Below are 17,184 nucleotides of genomic sequence, written 5' to 3' on the forward strand. Positions count from 1 at the left end.
GAATACATCACGTTCTCTAAGTATAACTTCACGAGTATTTATCAATGTATTTGGTCTATGTAATTAAAGTGAAAATGATAAATATTTGCTGTCATTTCATGATATTCAACGGTCTTAATTTGGTTTGCAAGGTTTGATAAATAAAAAATTAGCCTTTCCTCAGAAATATCATTTGGGGTAAAATATGCCAAGACTTCATCTATTCTTTTATTTTGTAATTCAGTTATTAATAAATTTAATATCATATTAATGCGCTACATTTATCTCCCACATCCTTTTCGCTAATATAACTTCGATTAACCACCATTGAATCCATATCAAAATCTTATAAAAAAGAACGCTTCCCAAAAGTTGAATTATCTATTGGAAAGCGTCACAAAATATTTATTCAAATAATTATGTTCAATTAATCATTAAAGCACTGATATAAGGACGCTTTATAGTCCTATTACATCATACCTGGCATGCCGCCCATTTGTGGCATATCATTGCCTTTATCTTCTGGAATATTAGCAACTACCGCTTCAGTTGTCAGGAACATTGCCGCAACACTAGCTGCATGTTGTAAAGCAGAACGCGTCACTTTAGTTGGATCGACGATACCTGCTTCTAACATGTTCACCCATTCGTCTGTAGCTGCGTTGTAACCAATACCTGGTTCAGCATTTTTCATTCTTTCAACAATGACTGAACCTTCAAGACCTGCATTTTCAGCAATTTGACGCACGGGTGCTTGTAATGCTTTCAATACGATGTTCACACCTGTTGCTTCATCGCCTTCCGCTTCAATGGCTTGTACGTCTTTGAAAATGTTCATTAGTGCCGTACCCCCACCAGCAACAATACCTTCTTCAACTGCTGCACGTGTTGAGTTCAATGCATCTTCAATACGTAATTTGCGTTCTTTTAATTCAGTTTCAGAAGCTGCTCCGACTTTAATCACTGCAACACCGCCAGCTAATTTTGCTAAACGTTCTTGAAGTTTTTCACGGTCAAAGTCAGAATCTGTTTCTTCAATTTGTGCTTTCAATTGATTTACACGCGCATCGATGTTAGCTGGATCGCCGTCACCATCAACAACCGTTGTATTGTCTTTAGTCACTTCGACTTTGCTTGCAGTACCTAACATATCTAAAGTCGCTTCTTTTAATTCAAGACCTAAATCATCTGTAATCACTTGCGCACCTGTTAAAATCGCTAAGTCTTCTAACATCGCTTTACGACGATCACCGAAACCAGGTGCTTTAACTGCAACAGCTGTAAATGTGCCACGCATACGGTTTAAGACAAGATTTGTTAATGCGTCGCCTTCTACTTCGTCTGCTACTATTAAAATTGGACGATTTGATTGTACAATTTGTTCTAATAACGGCAAGATATCTTGGAATGAAGAGATTTTCTTGTCAGTAATTAAAATGTATGGTCTATCTAATTCTGCTGTCATTTTGTCAGAATCTGTCACCATATATGGCGATTGGTATCCACGATCGAATTGCATCCCTTCAACGACTTCTAATTCTGTGTTAAAACCGCTTGATTCTTCAATTGAGATAACGCCATCATTGCCGACTTTTTCCATCGCTTCAGAAATGTAACGGCCTACTTCTTCGTCAGCTGCAGAAATCGCGCCGACTTGTGCAATTTCTTCTTTATTTTCAACTTTTTGCGAAATATTGTGCAACGATTCAATAGCTACTGCCACAGCTTTATCGATACCTTGACGGATACCGACTGGGTTTGCACCACTTGTCACGTTTTTAAGTCCTTCTTGAATCATCGCTTGTGCAAGTACAGTCGCTGTTGTCGTACCGTCCCCTGCAATTTCATTTGTTTTATTCGCAACTTCTTGAACAAGTTTCGCTCCCATATTTTCATAAGGGTCTTCTAATTCGATTTCTTTTGCGATTGTCACACCGTCATTTGTAATGAGTGGCGCTGTAAACTCTTTATCAAGTACAACATTACGCCCTTTTGGACCAATTGTCACTTTAACAGCATTTGCTAATTTATCGACACCACGTAACATCGCTTGACGTGCATCTTCAGAAAATTTTAATTCCTTTGCCATTGTTATACCTCCGTTGTTTTATTCATTTTTTCTATATTCAATGTATGATTAGTCTTCAATTACAGCTAAAATTTCGTCTTCAGTTAAAACTAAGTATTCCGTATCGTTTCGTTTAACTTCAGTTCCTGCATATTGTTGAAACACAACACGATCGCCTACGTTTAATTCTGGTTTCAGACGTTCACCATTGTCTAAAATTCGTCCCGGACCTACCGTAACGATGACACCTTCATTTGATTTTTCCTTAGCTGAATCAGTTAAAACAATACCGCTTTTTGTTGTTTGTTCGTGTTCTTTCTTTTCGATGACTACACGGTTTCCTAATGGTCTAAGCATGTGTGAGTGCCTCCTTATGTTCTACATGAATTTAGCACTTTAATATCTCGAGTGCTAATTTAGTTCTATAATAATCAAAATTGGTCAAAATTTCAAGTATTTACCATTAAAGCCGTTGTCCACACCGTTATTTTCCGTTAAAATAAAAGTTATTGAACGGAGGCTAACTATGAAGAGATTTTGGGTTTCACTGCTCACTGTGCTTTTGTATATTTTGGCACAAGTATCACCTTATATTGCACGTGCTGCTGGTTGGATTCAAACTGAAAACCAAGCAGAATTGTTACGTCAAACAATGGCAGTGCAGTTTTCTGCTTTTATTATTGTAGCGATTTTAATTATCATGCTACAGTTTTTTGTAAAAAATAAACTAAACTTTGAACAAGGTCCAAAAGAGAAAAAGCGCTATGTGGTACCTTATATTTTAGTTGGTTTAGTCATTGTGTTCATCGCACAAATGATTGTTAACCTAATATCGGTATACCTTTTAGGTGCTCATCCAGCAAGTGAAAATACACTAAGAATCATGAAAATCGCACGTCAAATGCCATTATTCATTATTTTAATCGCTATCGTTGGACCATTATTAGAAGAGTTTGTCTTTAGAAAAGTATTGTTTGGCGAACTGTATCACGCGATTAAAGCGAGTAAATGGGTTAAATTCACAATTGCAACGACAATCAGTTCTGCAGTGTTTGCTGTTGTCCATATGGATTTCTCACATTTCTTAGCTTATTTTGTCATGGGTATCATCTTTTCAGCATTTTATATTTATACTAAACGTTTGAGTGTGTCAATCGGTATTCATATGGCACAAAATGGGTTAGTCGCACTCATCCAATTAATGATACCTGAAAAAATGATTGAAGAAGCTGTTAAGCAAACACAATTTATCCATTTATTGACAACGCATTGGATGTCATTTTTCCTTTCATAAACAATACACGGTTTGCTTCATAAAATTACTTTTAATCATTTCCGATTTATTTTTTACATGCACAAGGGGTTAAGACGACTTCATTTAAAGCGTCCTAACCCCTTTTCTGATTTATTTCCAAAAATGATGCAATTGTTTCCATAAAATCATACTGATCAGGCCGACAAAACCGACCATGATAATGCCAATATAAATCATCGGCTTGTAACTTAATGTTTTTTCTGTATCTTCTTTCGTCTCTTTCATGTGATGCGTATTAAAATTTTCTCCGTGTTGTTCAATTTTTTTCACTTTATCTTGCTGATGTTTGTTGACTAATGACTTATCTCCACTTTTCTTGAAATCTGGCATAGAACCAAATTCCCCTGTGACGAGTGCTAACACTTGTTTATCCAAACGGTGATAGTATTGTTCTGTTGAAAGCGGATTAAAATATTGATATCTAAAATAATCTGTACTTTGTTGTAAGTCATCTAAAAATGCATTTTGTGTAAATTGTTCTTTTCGACTCAGACTAGCAATATCATGCTGTCCTTGACTTCCAAATTGACTTAAACGCGCGACTTCTTCTTTAAACAATGGATTATATTTATAATTATTATTTAATAAACCTGCGTATTGATCATAAGCCGATGTACCATACTGATTCGAATGGTTTGTACTTGCAACTGAACTGTTTTGTTGGGTATCGCCTGCATTTCCATTTGACGGTGGCTCATTCGGTTGTGGACTTGCTTCACTGCCTCCTCCACCATTTGGACCAATTGTTGCACCGCCATTTCCGTTTCCACCGTTATCTGTTGCAGATGGTGGTGTATTGTTTGAAGAGTCATCCTTTTGATCCGGACGATTTGGCTCTTTAGACGGTGGTACTGGTTTGTCCCCTTTATCAGGTTTTGTATTTTGATCTTTTGAATGTTTGTCTTTGTTCGGTTGATTCGACTTCTTATGATTTTCTTTATTCGGTTTTTCTCCACTCTCTTCATCTTTCTTTGTTCCTGATTGATCAGGTTGAGACGGTTGGCCTTCTTGACTCGGGTCGTTGTTATGATGATTTTCTTCATGAGATGGAACTTCTTCAGTAACCGGTTCTTCTATAGATGCGTCTTCCTCTGTACTCGGTGTTGCCGATGTACTTTCATCAGTTGCCGGTGCATGATGGTTCGGTTTCACATTTTCCTTTGACAATGCATCCGTTTCATCAGTTGAAGGCGCCGTTGCTTCATTGAATGATGACGTTTCAGCAGAGTTCTCCTCTGAAGCAATGGCGCTTCGTAAACCATCCATGTGTGCTGTTTGATCATATGAAGATGTGGCCCTCAATGTATTCAAAGTCGTCGCACTGCTATTGATATCTGCTGCTTGAACGACTTCATGCGTCAATAAAAGAGGTGATACAACACATAAAATACTAGTTGAACCGATTCCTACTTTAAATAGTCGTTTTACTCTATGTTCTTTTTTATGTTCTACCATCAGATTCACCTCTGATTGCTTAAAGTTTTTTAACAAAGACAGTATAAACAAAAGTGCGTTCGATTACCACCCTCATGTAAATATTATTGTATTCAATTAAGATTTTTGTTAAACCGTTCATCATTTAGTACACTAAGATTAATTCAGAAATGAGGATGATGACGATGCAAATACAACTATTTCAATTTAATATCGCACTCGCTGATTCAAGTCAAAATGAACAGAAAATCGCTACTTTATTTGAGCAGCATTTAAATGATCAAACAGATGTCGTAGTTCTGCCTGAAATGTGGAATAACGGCTATGCATTACCTCAATTAGAAAAGTTAGCAGATGAAAACTTAGCTCAAAGTTATGCTTTTATACAAAAATTAGCACAAAATTATCAAGTGGACATTGTTGCGGGATCTGTTTCCAACCTTAAAGAAGGTGCCGTATACAATACAGCCTTTGCCGTGAATCGACGAGGAGAAAAAATTTATGAATACGATAAAATTCATCTCGTTCCGATGCTAGATGAACCAGACTTTTTAAGTGGTGGCGAGACTGTACCTTACCCTTATACGCTCTCTGACGGTATAAGTGTATCTCAAATCATTTGTTATGACTTACGCTTTCCAGAATTAAGCCGTTACCCTGCAGCACAAGGCGCAAAAGTGATGTTTTATGTCGCACAATGGCCCGAAGTCCGACTCTCACATTGGCGTCAGTTACTACAAGCACGTGCAATTGAAAACGATATGTATGTTGTCGCTGTCAATGGCAGTGGTCATGATGGTAAAACAACGTACGCAGGTCATTCAATGGTTGTAGATCCAAATGGGGAAATTATAGCTGAAGCGGATGAAAACGAAACAGTAATGACCGTCACATTAGATCTTCCAAAAGTAGACGCACAACGCCGTGCTATTCCAGTATTTGAAAATATGCGACCTTCTGTATACCGTTATGCACAAAAAGAAGTATAAAATATGAGGCGTTACCTCTCTCAGTTGGAGAACTAACGCCTTTTTATCATGATCATAAAATAAAAATGAACAGACGAGCTTGGGAGGGACTCGCCTGTTCTTCATATTAAGGGAATGTTTTATTTACAGTTATTCTATTTAATTGGGGATGTTATTAATTATGAAAAAATTTAGTGAATTTACCGATTATTAAATATTGCTACAATGGCTTCAATATCGAAACCTGATTTTACTTTAGTCTAAGTAAGGAAAAAGATTCTAACAAATACTTTTATCAAATCTTATTTTTTGATAAATTTTGCTACTGTTTCTGCGATAAGTTTAACAAATTCAACGATTGTGCTAATGATATCTGCTGCCATAGTGAGCACCTCCTTAAATTATAAATAAAACCAAAGACTCCAATAGATTGTTGCTCCCTTAGTCATGTAAGCTGAGCGAAGAATACAATGACTAAGAACATCTGACTTAACTTAATCAGTAAATTTGCTTAAGTGTACTCGAAAACACTTATTACAAAATCACTTCATCTCCATCACCAATGTGATGATGTCTATATTACAACATGTTTTGTCGGCTTTGTGTTAACGAGTGCGTAACTTGTTGATTTTTATGCTTAACTGTTTAAAAATTTATGGTAAAATATTTAAAAATAACCATTTACAACAGTTAGGAATGATAAATGAACAGTTAGGCAAAAAATAAAGCGTTTTAATAGTTGTGTATTATAATTTAGACAAGGAGGAGAGCCGTATGTTACTCATTGACAATGGAATTGAAAAAATGGCGCTGAAGCTCCAACAAAGACAGAATTTAAGTCATATTGAGTTTTTAAAAGTGCGTTTAGGCATGCAAGTTGTCGTTATAAACTCCTTTAAAGCTATTGTGACTTACGGACTTGCACTCCTATTGAACATTTTTTTATACACACTCATTGTTCACCTGACTTTTCTTGCCTTGAGGACTTATTCTCATGGCGCACACGCGAAGACTTCAATGCTTTGTCATGTACAAAACATTGCTTCATTCGTTGTTTTACCATGGTTAATAGTGCAATATGACATTTCGTTTCAATTTTTGTTAAGCTTGAGTATATTGGCAGCAATGATTGTGATCAAATATGCACCAGCTGCAACGAAAAAAAGACCAATAGCTCCCAAAAGAGTGAAAGGCCTTAAAATTAAATCAGTCATTGTATTTATTTTACTCATGGCTATTGCATTCGTCATACCAGCGTCTTATAATCGATTTGTCGTTTATGGAGTATTATTACAATCCATCACATTATTACCTATTTTTTCTACTAAGGAGGAAGTTTAACATGAGATTATTAGAAGTTTTATTCAACCTTATTACAAATTTATTCCAATCAATCGGTACTTTTGCTAGAATCCCAATTAGTACAGGTTTTTTTGATGAACCAGAAATCCCTGCCGAATTGTTAGAAGAGGACAAATAAAAAGTTAGAAAGTGTGTATAAAATTGGAAATACTTTTAGCTATATTTATAGTATTATTTCAATCCTTTATTTTCGCATCAGTAACAAGTATTATCCAAAAATATAAATATAGTCAAAGGGATTACATTATTCTCATCCTCGGGATAGTAATCCCTTCTATTATTTTATATTTAATTTTCGATAAAAATAGTTTGCTTTATTTAATTCTTAGCTTTTTCATCTTCTATTTTAGACGAGCAAAAATAATTGGAATTATTACTGTGTTACTCTCTATTCTTATTTTACTGATTAATGATTTCATCGCGACTTGGTTTTTCGCATATCTTAATACATATCACATCAATTTTTATGTGGCATCATTAATCTATATGATTGTTTTTGCGCTAGGTTGTTACCTTTTTTCTTTTATTATTATTACATTGTTTAACAAACTTAAAACATCTTGGTTATATATTAATAAATTCTATTTGATTGTTCTAAGTTTATTTTTAGCTTCAGGATTCCTTAGTTTTTTCTCGTTATTGAACAAAACTGTTGGTGACTTATATGAGTTTCGGAATTTTGGTATCATTTATTTTATTTCTTTTTCAGTTTTCGCTATATTAATTATAGCAACCACTTTAACGATTGAACGTGAAATCAATTATAAACGGAAAAAGCAAGAATTAGATGATTATTATAAATATACAGTACAAATTGAAAAAATTAACAACAAAATGCGTAAATTCCGACATGACTATACGAATATTCTATTAACGATGTCCGAATATTTACGTGAAGACGATTTAGAAGGTTTGAAGAAATATTATCATGAACATATTAGTCCTTTAAAAAGCGAATTTGAATCCAATACGATGCGACTGAATGGTATTGAGAATTTAAAAGTCCGTGAAATTAAAGGCTTAATTACAACTAAAATTTTACAAGCGCAGGAAAATAATATTGAAATCACTGTTGAGGTGGCGGATGAAATCACTCAAATTGATATGGATGTAATTCAACTCAGCCGTGTGTTAGGAATTATTATGGATAATGCGATAGAAGCTTCCAACACTATAGAGGATCCTATTATTCAAATCGCATTTATTAAGACGGATGAGTCCGTAATGATTATTATCATGAACAAAGCGTCAAAAGATATGCCTAAGTTACATACCTTGTTCCAAGATGGCTTTTCAACTAAAGGAAACAATCGAGGTATAGGATTAACGACATTAAAAGAGATTATTGATCAAACGGACAATGTATTCCTTGATACGACAATTGAAAACCATTATTTTATTCAGAAACTAGAGATTATGAACGATTACGAATAAGGATGTGTGTATCATGAAAATTTTAATTTGTGAGGATGATCCTAAACAACGTGAACGCATGGTGTCCATTATAGAAAATTATATTATGATTGAAGAGAAGCCGATGGAAATTGAGCTTGCTACAAATGATCCCTACGCTATTTTAGAAACTTCTAAAAACATGACTGATATTGGCTGCTACTTTTTAGATATTCAATTAGAGTCTGATATTAACGGGATTAAATTGGGGAGCGAAATTCGTAAACACGATCCTGTAGGGAATATTATTTTTGTGACGAGTCATAGTGAACTGACGTACTTGACGTTTGTCTATAAAGTGGCTGCCATGGATTTTATTTTTAAAGATGATCCTGAAGAATTAAGAACGCGCATTATCGATTGTTTAGAAACGGCGTTAAAACGGCTTGATTTATTAACAAAAGATCACACTGTTGAAACTTTGGAACTCAAACGTGGGACAAGTTCTGTTTATGTGAACTATGATGACGTGATGTTTTTCGAGTCCTCACCGAAGTCACATCGTTTAATCGCGCATTTAGACAATCGTCAAATCGAGTTTTACGGCAATTTGAAAGAATTAGCACAACTCGATGATCGGTTCTTCAGATGTCACAATAGTTATGTGCTGAATAGAAGGAATATTACGAGTGTCGATACGAAAGAGCGGATTGCTTATTTCAAAAATGAAGAATTTTGTTACGTCTCGGTACGTAATTTGAAGAAAATTTAATAGCTGTATATCGCACTAAAAAGCCAACCTCCCACCTATCCGGGAAATTGGCTTTTTAATTAAAGTTCTTCTAGTGTCGGTAAGCTTGAAATGGCGCCGTATTGCGACACGACCAGAAACTTGGTGTGCAAATTTCAAAATGTCACGCCCGTGTTGTCGTAGCGTATCGATAGGCTGTTGCTCGAATTGACATAATTTCGCATTGATAGCACCGATAAATGCATCTCCTGCTCCTGTTGTATCAACCACTTGCGCTGGCGGTGTTGGCACTTCAAATGTTGAGCCATCTTTGAAAATTAAAGATGCCCCATGATTGCCTTTAGTGTAAATGATTGCTTCAACGTTGCCGACAAACAATGATTTTAACGCTACTGCTTCATCGTCTTGTCGTGTTACAAACGACAGTTCCTCATCTGAAACTTTAACAACATGTGCACGTGGTAAAAATGTTTGTAATGTCTCGTAATAAAAATCATGGTCCTCCCATAAAGGTAAGCGCACATCTTGTAACGTCTCGATGATTTTGTCGCCAAATGCATCTTTACCCACCTGTGTAATCAAATGACTGTTGCCACCTAATTTTTGAACAGCTACAGCTACAGCCACGTTACAAGGCGCGCACCACCGACTTGCGGTTCAAACCCTGTCACATCTTTTAATGACGTCTCTCTTTGTGTAGGAATAAAGTCGATGAGTGCTTCACCTATTGCATAAAAACGTTTCATTCATTATTCTCCTTCCACAATATCGTATTTAGTCATTTTTAAATAAATTTGACCCGAATCCGTTACCACTTTAAATTTGTTTGATGTCGCTTTTGGGAATATCCGTGACGTTAACACACGTTCCCCTTCATTACAAAAGATTTCAATACTTGATGTATCCACGAAAATACGTAATTGCTTCAAATCTGTATGTAATTGTGTCACCCTCATCGTCCCTTCAACTGGGTACGGTAATGCCCCACTATCGAAGCGCTCCAGTGAAACCTGACGTGTAGTTGCATCATATCGAATCGTTGTGGATTCATTGCGTGATGCACGGAGTTGTAATTCAAATGCAGAGGCCTCATTTTCTAAAATATCAACGACAAGCTCATACTGCACCCCTTCATAAGGATGGAGTTGTTTAATAAATTTGTTCGCATAACCGAGCGCAACTTCTTCATTTTTACGTAACTTTCTTAAATTCATATGCGGTTTTTGTTTTAATTTACCGTCTTCAATCGTTAATGTTCTTGGCAACGTTAAACAATTTGCCCAGCCGTCATCATCTGTCGGATATTCAGTGTCAGGTAGTCCCATCCAACCGATTAACACGCGTCGCCCCGCTTCATCAGTCATCGTTTGAGGGGCATAAAAATCAAAGCCGTGGTCAAGTTCAATAAACGGCCCATGATCAAACGCTAACGTATCAAAATTTAACGTTCCCATAATATAACCGCTTTGATAAATATTTTGATACGCATCACCTTCAGATTCTATGCCTTGTGGACAGAATAGCAAAATATCTTTACCATGAATTTGAAAATAATCTGGACACTCCCACATATAACCAAAATCTTCTAATTGTGTTTGAATTTCACCTTTAAACTGCCACGGTCCTTCTGGGCGCTCAGCTTCGTATAATACAGCACAACCTGTTTCATTCTCACGTTGTGCTCCTAACAATGCATACAGTTTCCCATCTTTCTCAAACACTTTAGGATCACGAAAATGCTGTGTATACCCTTTAGGAGGTGCTGGAATTGCTGGAGGTAATAATTTACGAACCACCCCATCTGCTTGCACTTCCGCTACGATTTGACTACTATGACGGTTCCACTCGTTGTCACGATGATTGCCTGTGTACATATAATACAATGATTGATTAAACGAAAATGCACTCCCACTGTACACACCATGACTATCAAATGTTTGATCAGGACGTAATACGACACCACGATCTTCAAATTGTACGAGATTTTTGCTTGTGAGTAAACGCCAATATTTCAAGCCATGTACTGCACCTAAAGGAAACCATTGATGTGCGATATAATATTGACCATTAAAAAAGATGAGGCCGTTTGGATCATTTAATAATCCTGTTGGGGGTTGAATATGGTATGTTTGCCGAAATGTAGATTGGTTCACTTTGGCCATTAATAACTCCATTTCTTCATTTGTTGCTTCTTCATATTTACGATAACGCTTTTCTCTACTCCATTGTTCCATGATGTACCTCCTTTAACGAATTGGTAACGGTTCCATCTCTTTTAAGATAAATCCTCAAAATTTGGAATTCACGTCGAGTTGACGACTTTGAATAAAATCCGGCTGTTCCATTTGAAGCTGTAATTGTTCAAAAGCGATACGTCCTGCCGTTTCATATTGATAAGGTATTGTGAAAATCGTTGGATGAACAATTTGTGTCATAGGATCACCGCCAAAACCAGCAATCCACGGTGTTTCGGTTATATGGTCGTGCATCAATGCTTGATATAGCGCCATCGCAATCGTATCTGTCGCACCGACATACGCCACAGACGGCTGTTGGATGAGCTGACCTTTTATCGATTGCAGTGCGGTTTCATCTTCAAACGATGCCATCAAAGTCTCATAAGTGACCTGATGTGCGGTTAACACTTCGATTAAACCTCGAAAGCGTTGTTCACCGACCGCGACATCATCTTCTTGAATACTCACATAAATGACATGTTGCTTCCCTTGCGCTACAATTTCTTGTCCCATTAATTGACCAGCTTGATAATCATTGTGGTAAACCGAACTTAACGACGCATGCGCTTGACCAATGATGATGACTGGCTTATCTATCTCTTGAATGACAGCCATATGTACATCTGTCACTGCAGTCGCCATAAATAAAATGCCGTCTACTTTACTTCTTTTAAATGATTTCAGCGCATCAAGTTCCTGTTCCACATGACGCTCAGTCAAATTCAATAACATTTGATAGCCAAATTCGTCACATTTCGCTTTAATCCCTTTAACAGTTTGGGCCACGGCATGAGAATACATTCGTGGGAAAATAATGCCAATCATCATACTTTTTTGTGCTCTTAAACTTTGAGCAAACTGATTCGGTTCATAACCGTATGTATCAATGACGTGTTGAATTTTTCGCTTTGTCTTTAAACTAATCGACCCTTGATTCAAATACCTTGAAACTGTACTTTTAGAAACGCCTGCTAGATTGGCGATATCCTGTATATTCAATTGTTCATCACCTCACAGTCTCAATAGCTATTTTATCATAAAACCTCTCGCTATTTCTGTATAAAATACGATGCAGTGTAAAAATAAAATGTAACATTCAAGTCTTAGCGAACAATTTCAACATGTGATGACTAATAGGTATTTTTAAAATTATTCTATGGATTTTATTGCATTCATTTTGTATATCCCGTATAATACCTATTTAAATAATCGGATATGGAAAGGGGTTATTCTTATGTGGACAATGATCAGTGGTTTAACTGTTGGGGTTTTACTCGGTTTCGTTATGCAACGTACACGATTTTGCCTAACAGGAGGCTTTAGAGATATGTATGTGCAAAAAAACAATAAAATGTTCTATGCCTTACTAGTTGCTATTTCAATTCAAGCGGTCGGGTTATTTGTTTTTACGTCCATAGGTGTTTTGACTATACATAATGGTACCTTCCCTATTGTCGGCACCATCATTGGATCATTTATTTTTGGTGTAGGTATTGTATTGGCTGGTGGATGTGCAACAGGAACGTGGTATCGTGCTGGTGAAGGTCTTATAGGAAGTTGGATCGCGTTGGTTATGTATGGATTGTTTGCTGCGATTTCAAAATTTGGCATTTTATTACCATTGAAAAATGTCATTAACAGCCAAACCGTCGCTAATGCAGATATTTCTACTTCAACTGGTATACCGAGTTGGTTGTGGATTACCGCATTAGTGAGTATAACAGTATTTTTAGTCATCAAAACTTTACGTAAGCCAAAACCTAAAGTGACGATTCCGAAATTAAAATCACGTTATACAGGTGTACGTTACTTTTTATTTGAAAAACGATTCCATCCATTTGTTGCAGCGATTGCAATAGGACTGATTGCGTTAATCGCTTGGCCGATGAGTTATTCAACTGGGCGTGAAGGGGGTTTAGGTATTACGACACCTTCTGCACATATCATTCAATTTTTAACTACAGGCGATTTATCTCTAATTGATTGGGGCGTCTTCCTTGTATTGGGTATTTTCTTAGGTTCTTATATTGCTGCGCGTGGTGCAAAAGAGTTTAAATGGCGTTTACCAGATATTAAAACCATTCGTAACAGTGCCATTGGTGGCGCTTTTATGGGTTTTGGTGCAGCAGTCGCTGGAGGTTGCTCTATCGGTAATGGTTTAGTTGCTACAGCAGCGCTTTCATGGCAAGGATGGTTAGGTTTAGCTTCAATGATACTAGGGACATGGTTTATCAGTTATTTCTTATTTGTAAAACCACTAAATGCCGCACGACGTCAAACGCATATTGCTAGTACTTCAGCAAATGCATCTCATTAAATCATTAAAGAAAGGTGATAAATGATGAAACACGAATTAGGCACTATCGGAATGGTATGCCCTTTCCCATTAATAGAAGCACAAAAGAAAATGGAAGGTTTAAATATTGGGGATGAATTGAAAATTGATTTCGATTGCACACAAGCTACAGAAGCTATACCTCAATGGGCAGCAGAGCAGAATTATCCGATTACTGAATTTGAGCAATTAGGTGATGCTTCTTGGACCATTACCGTTCAAAAAGCTTAATGATTAACGTACAAAAAAGCAACGCCCACCTAATCACAAGGACGTTGCTTTTTTGTTATCTAGTCATATTTAGCGCACTCTAAAATGAGCTATTTATTATGAGCACAGTTCATCAACATTTACCCTTCTGTCGTACCATAATTTTTCATAAAGAAGAGTAGCGATTGGAGTTCAATCCCTAAGTCAATTTGATGCACTTGTACTGATTGTGGCGCGTGAACACGTTTTGGTGTAAAGTTCAAGATACCTTTGATGCCTGCTTCTACTAACTGATCTGTCACTGCTTGTGCTGCTGATTCAGGTGTCGCAATAATGACAACTTCTAATTCGCCTGAAGCAATGGTTTCTTTAATGTCATCCATCGACTTAATCGTAATATCCCCTACTGTTGTACCGATAATGTCTTCTCTAATGTCAAAAGCTTCTGTAATGGTCATATCATCATGGATTGAAAAGTTATAAGAAATTAAAGCCGTACCTAAGTGACCGACACCGACAATACCAATTTTGATAATATCTGAATCACTCAATTCTGACTTAAAAAATTCTAATAAACTATCAATATTATAACCGTAACCTTTTTTACCTAATTCACCAAAATAAGAAAAATCTCGACGTATTGTGGCTGAATCTATATTTAAGCCTTCGCTAATGGCTTTCGAATTAACACGATCTTCGCCTTTCGCTTTTAAAGTATTCACAAATCTATAATACAAAGGGAGACGTTTTAAAGTCGCTCTAGGAATTTTGTTCATTGATTTTCCCATTTTGAAGTCCTCCGATATGATTTCTAATGTATGTGATAGCTTTCACAGTGTGTGTGTTTTATTATAACTTAATTTATATGATAAGGAAACATTTAGTATTTGATACATATAGGATTTGATGTACAATAAATAAGAATGAAAGGAGTATGCCCTATGATTTTAATGCAGTTAAGTCAGATTACGAAATCGTTTGATGGCGAAGAAATTTTTGAAGGCGTTAATTTTGAAGTGAAAACGGGTGAGCGCATTGGTATCGTAGGTCGAAACGGTGCGGGGAAATCCACATTGATGAAAATTATCGCAGGTGTGGAATCATATGACTCAGGCCATATCTCAAAAATCAAAGGTCTTAAACTCGGCTATTTGACACAACAAATGACTTTAAATGCTGAAAATACTGTTTTTGAAGAAATGGCAAAACCTTTTGAAAAAGTTAAAGCGATTGGCAAGCGCATGCAAGAAGAAACAGACTGGCTTGCTGCACATGCCGAAGCTTATGAAACAACAGAATATCAAACACATATCGCAAAATATGAACAATTATCCAATGAATTTGAACAACTCGGTGGCTATCATTATGACAGTAAAATTAAAACTGTGTTGAATGGCCTTGATTTTAGTGAAGCCGATTACGACCGTCCAATTAACGATTTTAGTGGTGGTCAAAAAACGCGTCTCTCTCTCGCACAAATGTTATTGAGTGAACCTGACTTGCTTTTACTCGATGAACCGACAAACCATTTAGACATGGCGACAACAGAATGGTTAGAAGATTATTTGAAATATTTTAAAGGCGCTATCGTCATTATTTCACATGACCGCTTCTTCCTCGATAAAATTGTGACGCAAATCTATGACGTCTCTCTTGGCGAAGTGAAACATTATGTCGGAAATTATACAAAGTTTATCCAGTTACGTGATCAATACTTTCAAAAGCGACTCGCGGAATATGAACGCCAACAAAGCGAAATCAAACGGCTAGAAACGTTTGTCGAGAAAAATATTACCCGTGCATCTACAAGCGGCATGGCAAAAAGTCGTCGTAAAATGTTAGAAAAAATGGCACGTATTGAAAAGCCAATGCTCGATGCGAGAAGTGCGAACATTCAATTCGATTTCGATCGCAATACGGGCAATGACGTCATGCATATACAAGACTTAGAGATTGGTTACAGCGCACCAATTACAGTACCGATTCATTTTGAAATTAATAAAGGCGACCACATTGGGATTATCGGTCCGAATGGTATTGGGAAATCGACATTAATTAAAACTTTAGCAAAACGAGTTCCCCCTCTCTCAGGTCAAATCATTGAAGGGGCTAACTTGAAAATTGGCTATTATGACCAGAAACAAGCAGAGTTCCGTTCTAATAAAACCATTTTAGATTTCGTCTGGGATCAATACCGTCATATGCTGGAAAAAGATGTGCGCGCGGTATTAGGCCGCTTTTTATTCACACAAGATGAAGTGCTAAAAGTGATTAACGACCTTTCTGGTGGCGAAAAAGCGAGACTCCAACTGGCATTATTAATGTTAGAACGCAATAATGTACTCATTTTGGACGAACCAACAAACCATCTCGACATCGATTCAAAGGAAATGTTAGAACAAGCGTTAAAAAACTTTGAAGGCACTTTAATTTTCGTATCACACGATCGTTATTTTATTAATGAACTTGCCAATCGTATTTTTGATTTAAATAAAACAGGCGGTCATCTGTATTTAGGTGACTACCAATATTACTTAGAAAAGTTAGAGCAGCAAAACGCACTTGCTGCATACGAAGAACAACGTGAAGACAATAATGCCAATGATGAATCGGCTAGTTCACAAAATACGTATCAAGACCAAAAAGCGTTGCGTCGTGAAAAACGTAAAATCGAGCGCCAAATCGAAGCGGAAGAGCAAAAAATTATGGAATTAGAAGCACGTATCGAAGAAATTGATGTCGCAATGACAGATGACGCAACGATGAATGATTATGAAAAAACACAAGCTTTAGCTGACGAACGAACAAGTATCGAACAATCTTTAGAACAAGTCATGACAAATTGGGAAGAATTACAACTAGCATTAAGTGAATTTAAAGATGAGATGAATTGAGTGTGGTAGAATTTTCTACTCCGCTCATTTTTTTATGCTCGAAATACAGACAATTCATCCACATTAAGAAACTGATAATACCAACTATCCACAAAGTTATTCGAGTTATCCACACGTTTGAGTAGTGCTTTTTCTTACTTTACGCACACTTATACTCAGTTTATCCACAAAAATCTATCTTACTTACACACAGGTTGTTCACAAATTGTGTATAAGTACGCACGTTCCCTCTTGACAGA

Annotated in this window: 16 protein-coding genes and 1 pseudogene; 9 read left to right on the top strand and 8 right to left on the bottom strand. The window is 36.5% G+C overall.

Features of this window, described 5'->3' with window-relative positions:
- Positions 1–448 precede the first annotated feature (448 nt).
- Positions 449–2,068, bottom strand: a complete 1,620-nt coding sequence (gene groL / locus GZH82_RS08880; RefSeq protein WP_162682195.1) for a chaperonin GroEL — start codon at positions 2,066–2,068, stop codon at positions 449–451.
- A gap of 48 nt (positions 2,069–2,116) precedes the next feature.
- Entirely contained in the window at positions 2,117–2,404 is a 288-nt protein-coding gene (gene groES, locus GZH82_RS08885; RefSeq protein WP_162682196.1) for a co-chaperone GroES, read from the bottom strand.
- A 169-nt stretch (positions 2,405–2,573) separates the two neighbouring features.
- Between groES and mroQ the strand changes: the two genes are divergently transcribed.
- Complete coding sequence (gene mroQ / locus GZH82_RS08890) at positions 2,574–3,341, top strand: intramembrane glutamic endopeptidase MroQ (protein WP_162682197.1); 768 nt, start codon at positions 2,574–2,576, stop codon at positions 3,339–3,341.
- A 111-nt stretch (positions 3,342–3,452) separates the two neighbouring features.
- Here mroQ and GZH82_RS08895 read toward each other — a convergent pair whose 3' ends face one another.
- Positions 3,453–4,817, bottom strand: coding sequence for an SdrH family protein (locus GZH82_RS08895; RefSeq protein ID WP_162682198.1), 1,365 nt, complete (start codon positions 4,815–4,817; stop codon positions 3,453–3,455).
- A 164-nt stretch (positions 4,818–4,981) separates the two neighbouring features.
- Between GZH82_RS08895 and GZH82_RS08900 the strand changes: the two genes are divergently transcribed.
- A complete protein-coding gene (locus GZH82_RS08900; RefSeq protein ID WP_162682199.1) occupies positions 4,982–5,785 on the top strand; it encodes a carbon-nitrogen family hydrolase in 804 nt (267 codons plus the stop codon).
- A 281-nt stretch (positions 5,786–6,066) separates the two neighbouring features.
- On the opposite strand, the gene GZH82_RS14615 is transcribed toward GZH82_RS08900, so the two are convergent.
- Positions 6,067–6,147: a delta-lysin family phenol-soluble modulin gene (locus GZH82_RS14615; protein WP_110161296.1), complete on the bottom strand. Its 81-nt coding sequence runs from the start codon at positions 6,145–6,147 to the stop codon at positions 6,067–6,069.
- 391 nt (positions 6,148–6,538) lie between these two features.
- Between GZH82_RS14615 and GZH82_RS08910 the strand changes: the two genes are divergently transcribed.
- The 4 genes from GZH82_RS08910 to agrA are packed head-to-tail and all read left to right on the top strand — an operon-like array spanning position 6,539 to position 9,290.
- Positions 6,539–7,105, top strand: coding sequence for an accessory gene regulator AgrB (locus GZH82_RS08910; protein WP_162682200.1), 567 nt, complete (start codon positions 6,539–6,541; stop codon positions 7,103–7,105).
- A gap of 1 nt (position 7,106) precedes the next feature.
- Positions 7,107–7,244: a cyclic lactone autoinducer peptide AgrD gene (gene agrD, locus GZH82_RS08915; RefSeq protein ID WP_162682201.1), complete on the top strand. Its 138-nt coding sequence runs from the start codon at positions 7,107–7,109 to the stop codon at positions 7,242–7,244.
- Positions 7,245–7,267: 23 nt separating this feature from the next.
- On the top strand, positions 7,268–8,560 hold the full coding sequence (agrC, locus tag GZH82_RS14620) for a quorum-sensing sensor histidine kinase AgrC (protein WP_162682202.1): 1,293 nt from the start codon (positions 7,268–7,270) through the stop codon (positions 8,558–8,560).
- Positions 8,561–8,573: 13 nt separating this feature from the next.
- A complete protein-coding gene (gene agrA, locus GZH82_RS08925; protein WP_037542586.1) occupies positions 8,574–9,290 on the top strand; it encodes a quorum-sensing response regulator AgrA in 717 nt (238 codons plus the stop codon).
- Positions 9,291–9,349: 59 nt separating this feature from the next.
- On the opposite strand, the pseudogene GZH82_RS08930 reads toward agrA, so the two are convergent.
- The 3 genes and pseudogenes from GZH82_RS08930 to GZH82_RS08940 form a co-directional block, all read right to left on the bottom strand.
- Positions 9,350–10,015: pseudogene (locus tag GZH82_RS08930) on the bottom strand (PfkB family carbohydrate kinase).
- Positions 10,016–10,018: 3 nt separating this feature from the next.
- Positions 10,019–11,503 carry a sucrose-6-phosphate hydrolase gene (locus GZH82_RS08935; RefSeq protein ID WP_162682203.1) on the bottom strand — a complete coding sequence of 495 codons (1,485 nt, stop codon included), beginning with the start codon at positions 11,501–11,503 and terminating at the stop codon, positions 10,019–10,021.
- Positions 11,504–11,557: 54 nt separating this feature from the next.
- Entirely contained in the window at positions 11,558–12,505 is a 948-nt protein-coding gene (locus GZH82_RS08940; RefSeq protein ID WP_162682204.1) for a LacI family DNA-binding transcriptional regulator, read from the bottom strand.
- Positions 12,506–12,740: 235 nt separating this feature from the next.
- Between GZH82_RS08940 and GZH82_RS08945 the strand changes: the two genes are divergently transcribed.
- Complete coding sequence (locus GZH82_RS08945; RefSeq protein ID WP_162682205.1) at positions 12,741–13,823, top strand: YeeE/YedE family protein; 1,083 nt, start codon at positions 12,741–12,743, stop codon at positions 13,821–13,823.
- 24 nt (positions 13,824–13,847) lie between these two features.
- A complete protein-coding gene (locus GZH82_RS08950; protein WP_162682206.1) occupies positions 13,848–14,072 on the top strand; it encodes a sulfurtransferase TusA family protein in 225 nt (74 codons plus the stop codon).
- Between the two features lie 119 nt (positions 14,073–14,191).
- Here GZH82_RS08950 and GZH82_RS08955 read toward each other — a convergent pair whose 3' ends face one another.
- Positions 14,192–14,839 (bottom strand): redox-sensing transcriptional repressor Rex, encoded by a 648-nt coding sequence (locus tag GZH82_RS08955; protein ID WP_162682207.1) that lies wholly within the window; start codon positions 14,837–14,839, stop codon positions 14,192–14,194.
- Between the two features lie 153 nt (positions 14,840–14,992).
- Between GZH82_RS08955 and GZH82_RS08960 the strand changes: the two genes are divergently transcribed.
- Positions 14,993–16,945 (top strand): ABC-F family ATP-binding cassette domain-containing protein, encoded by a 1,953-nt coding sequence (locus GZH82_RS08960; RefSeq protein WP_162682208.1) that lies wholly within the window; start codon positions 14,993–14,995, stop codon positions 16,943–16,945.
- Positions 16,946–17,184 lie beyond the last annotated feature (239 nt).

The sequence above is a fragment of the Staphylococcus sp. MI 10-1553 genome (genome assembly GCF_010365305.1).
GTDB lineage: Bacteria > Bacillota > Bacilli > Staphylococcales > Staphylococcaceae > Staphylococcus.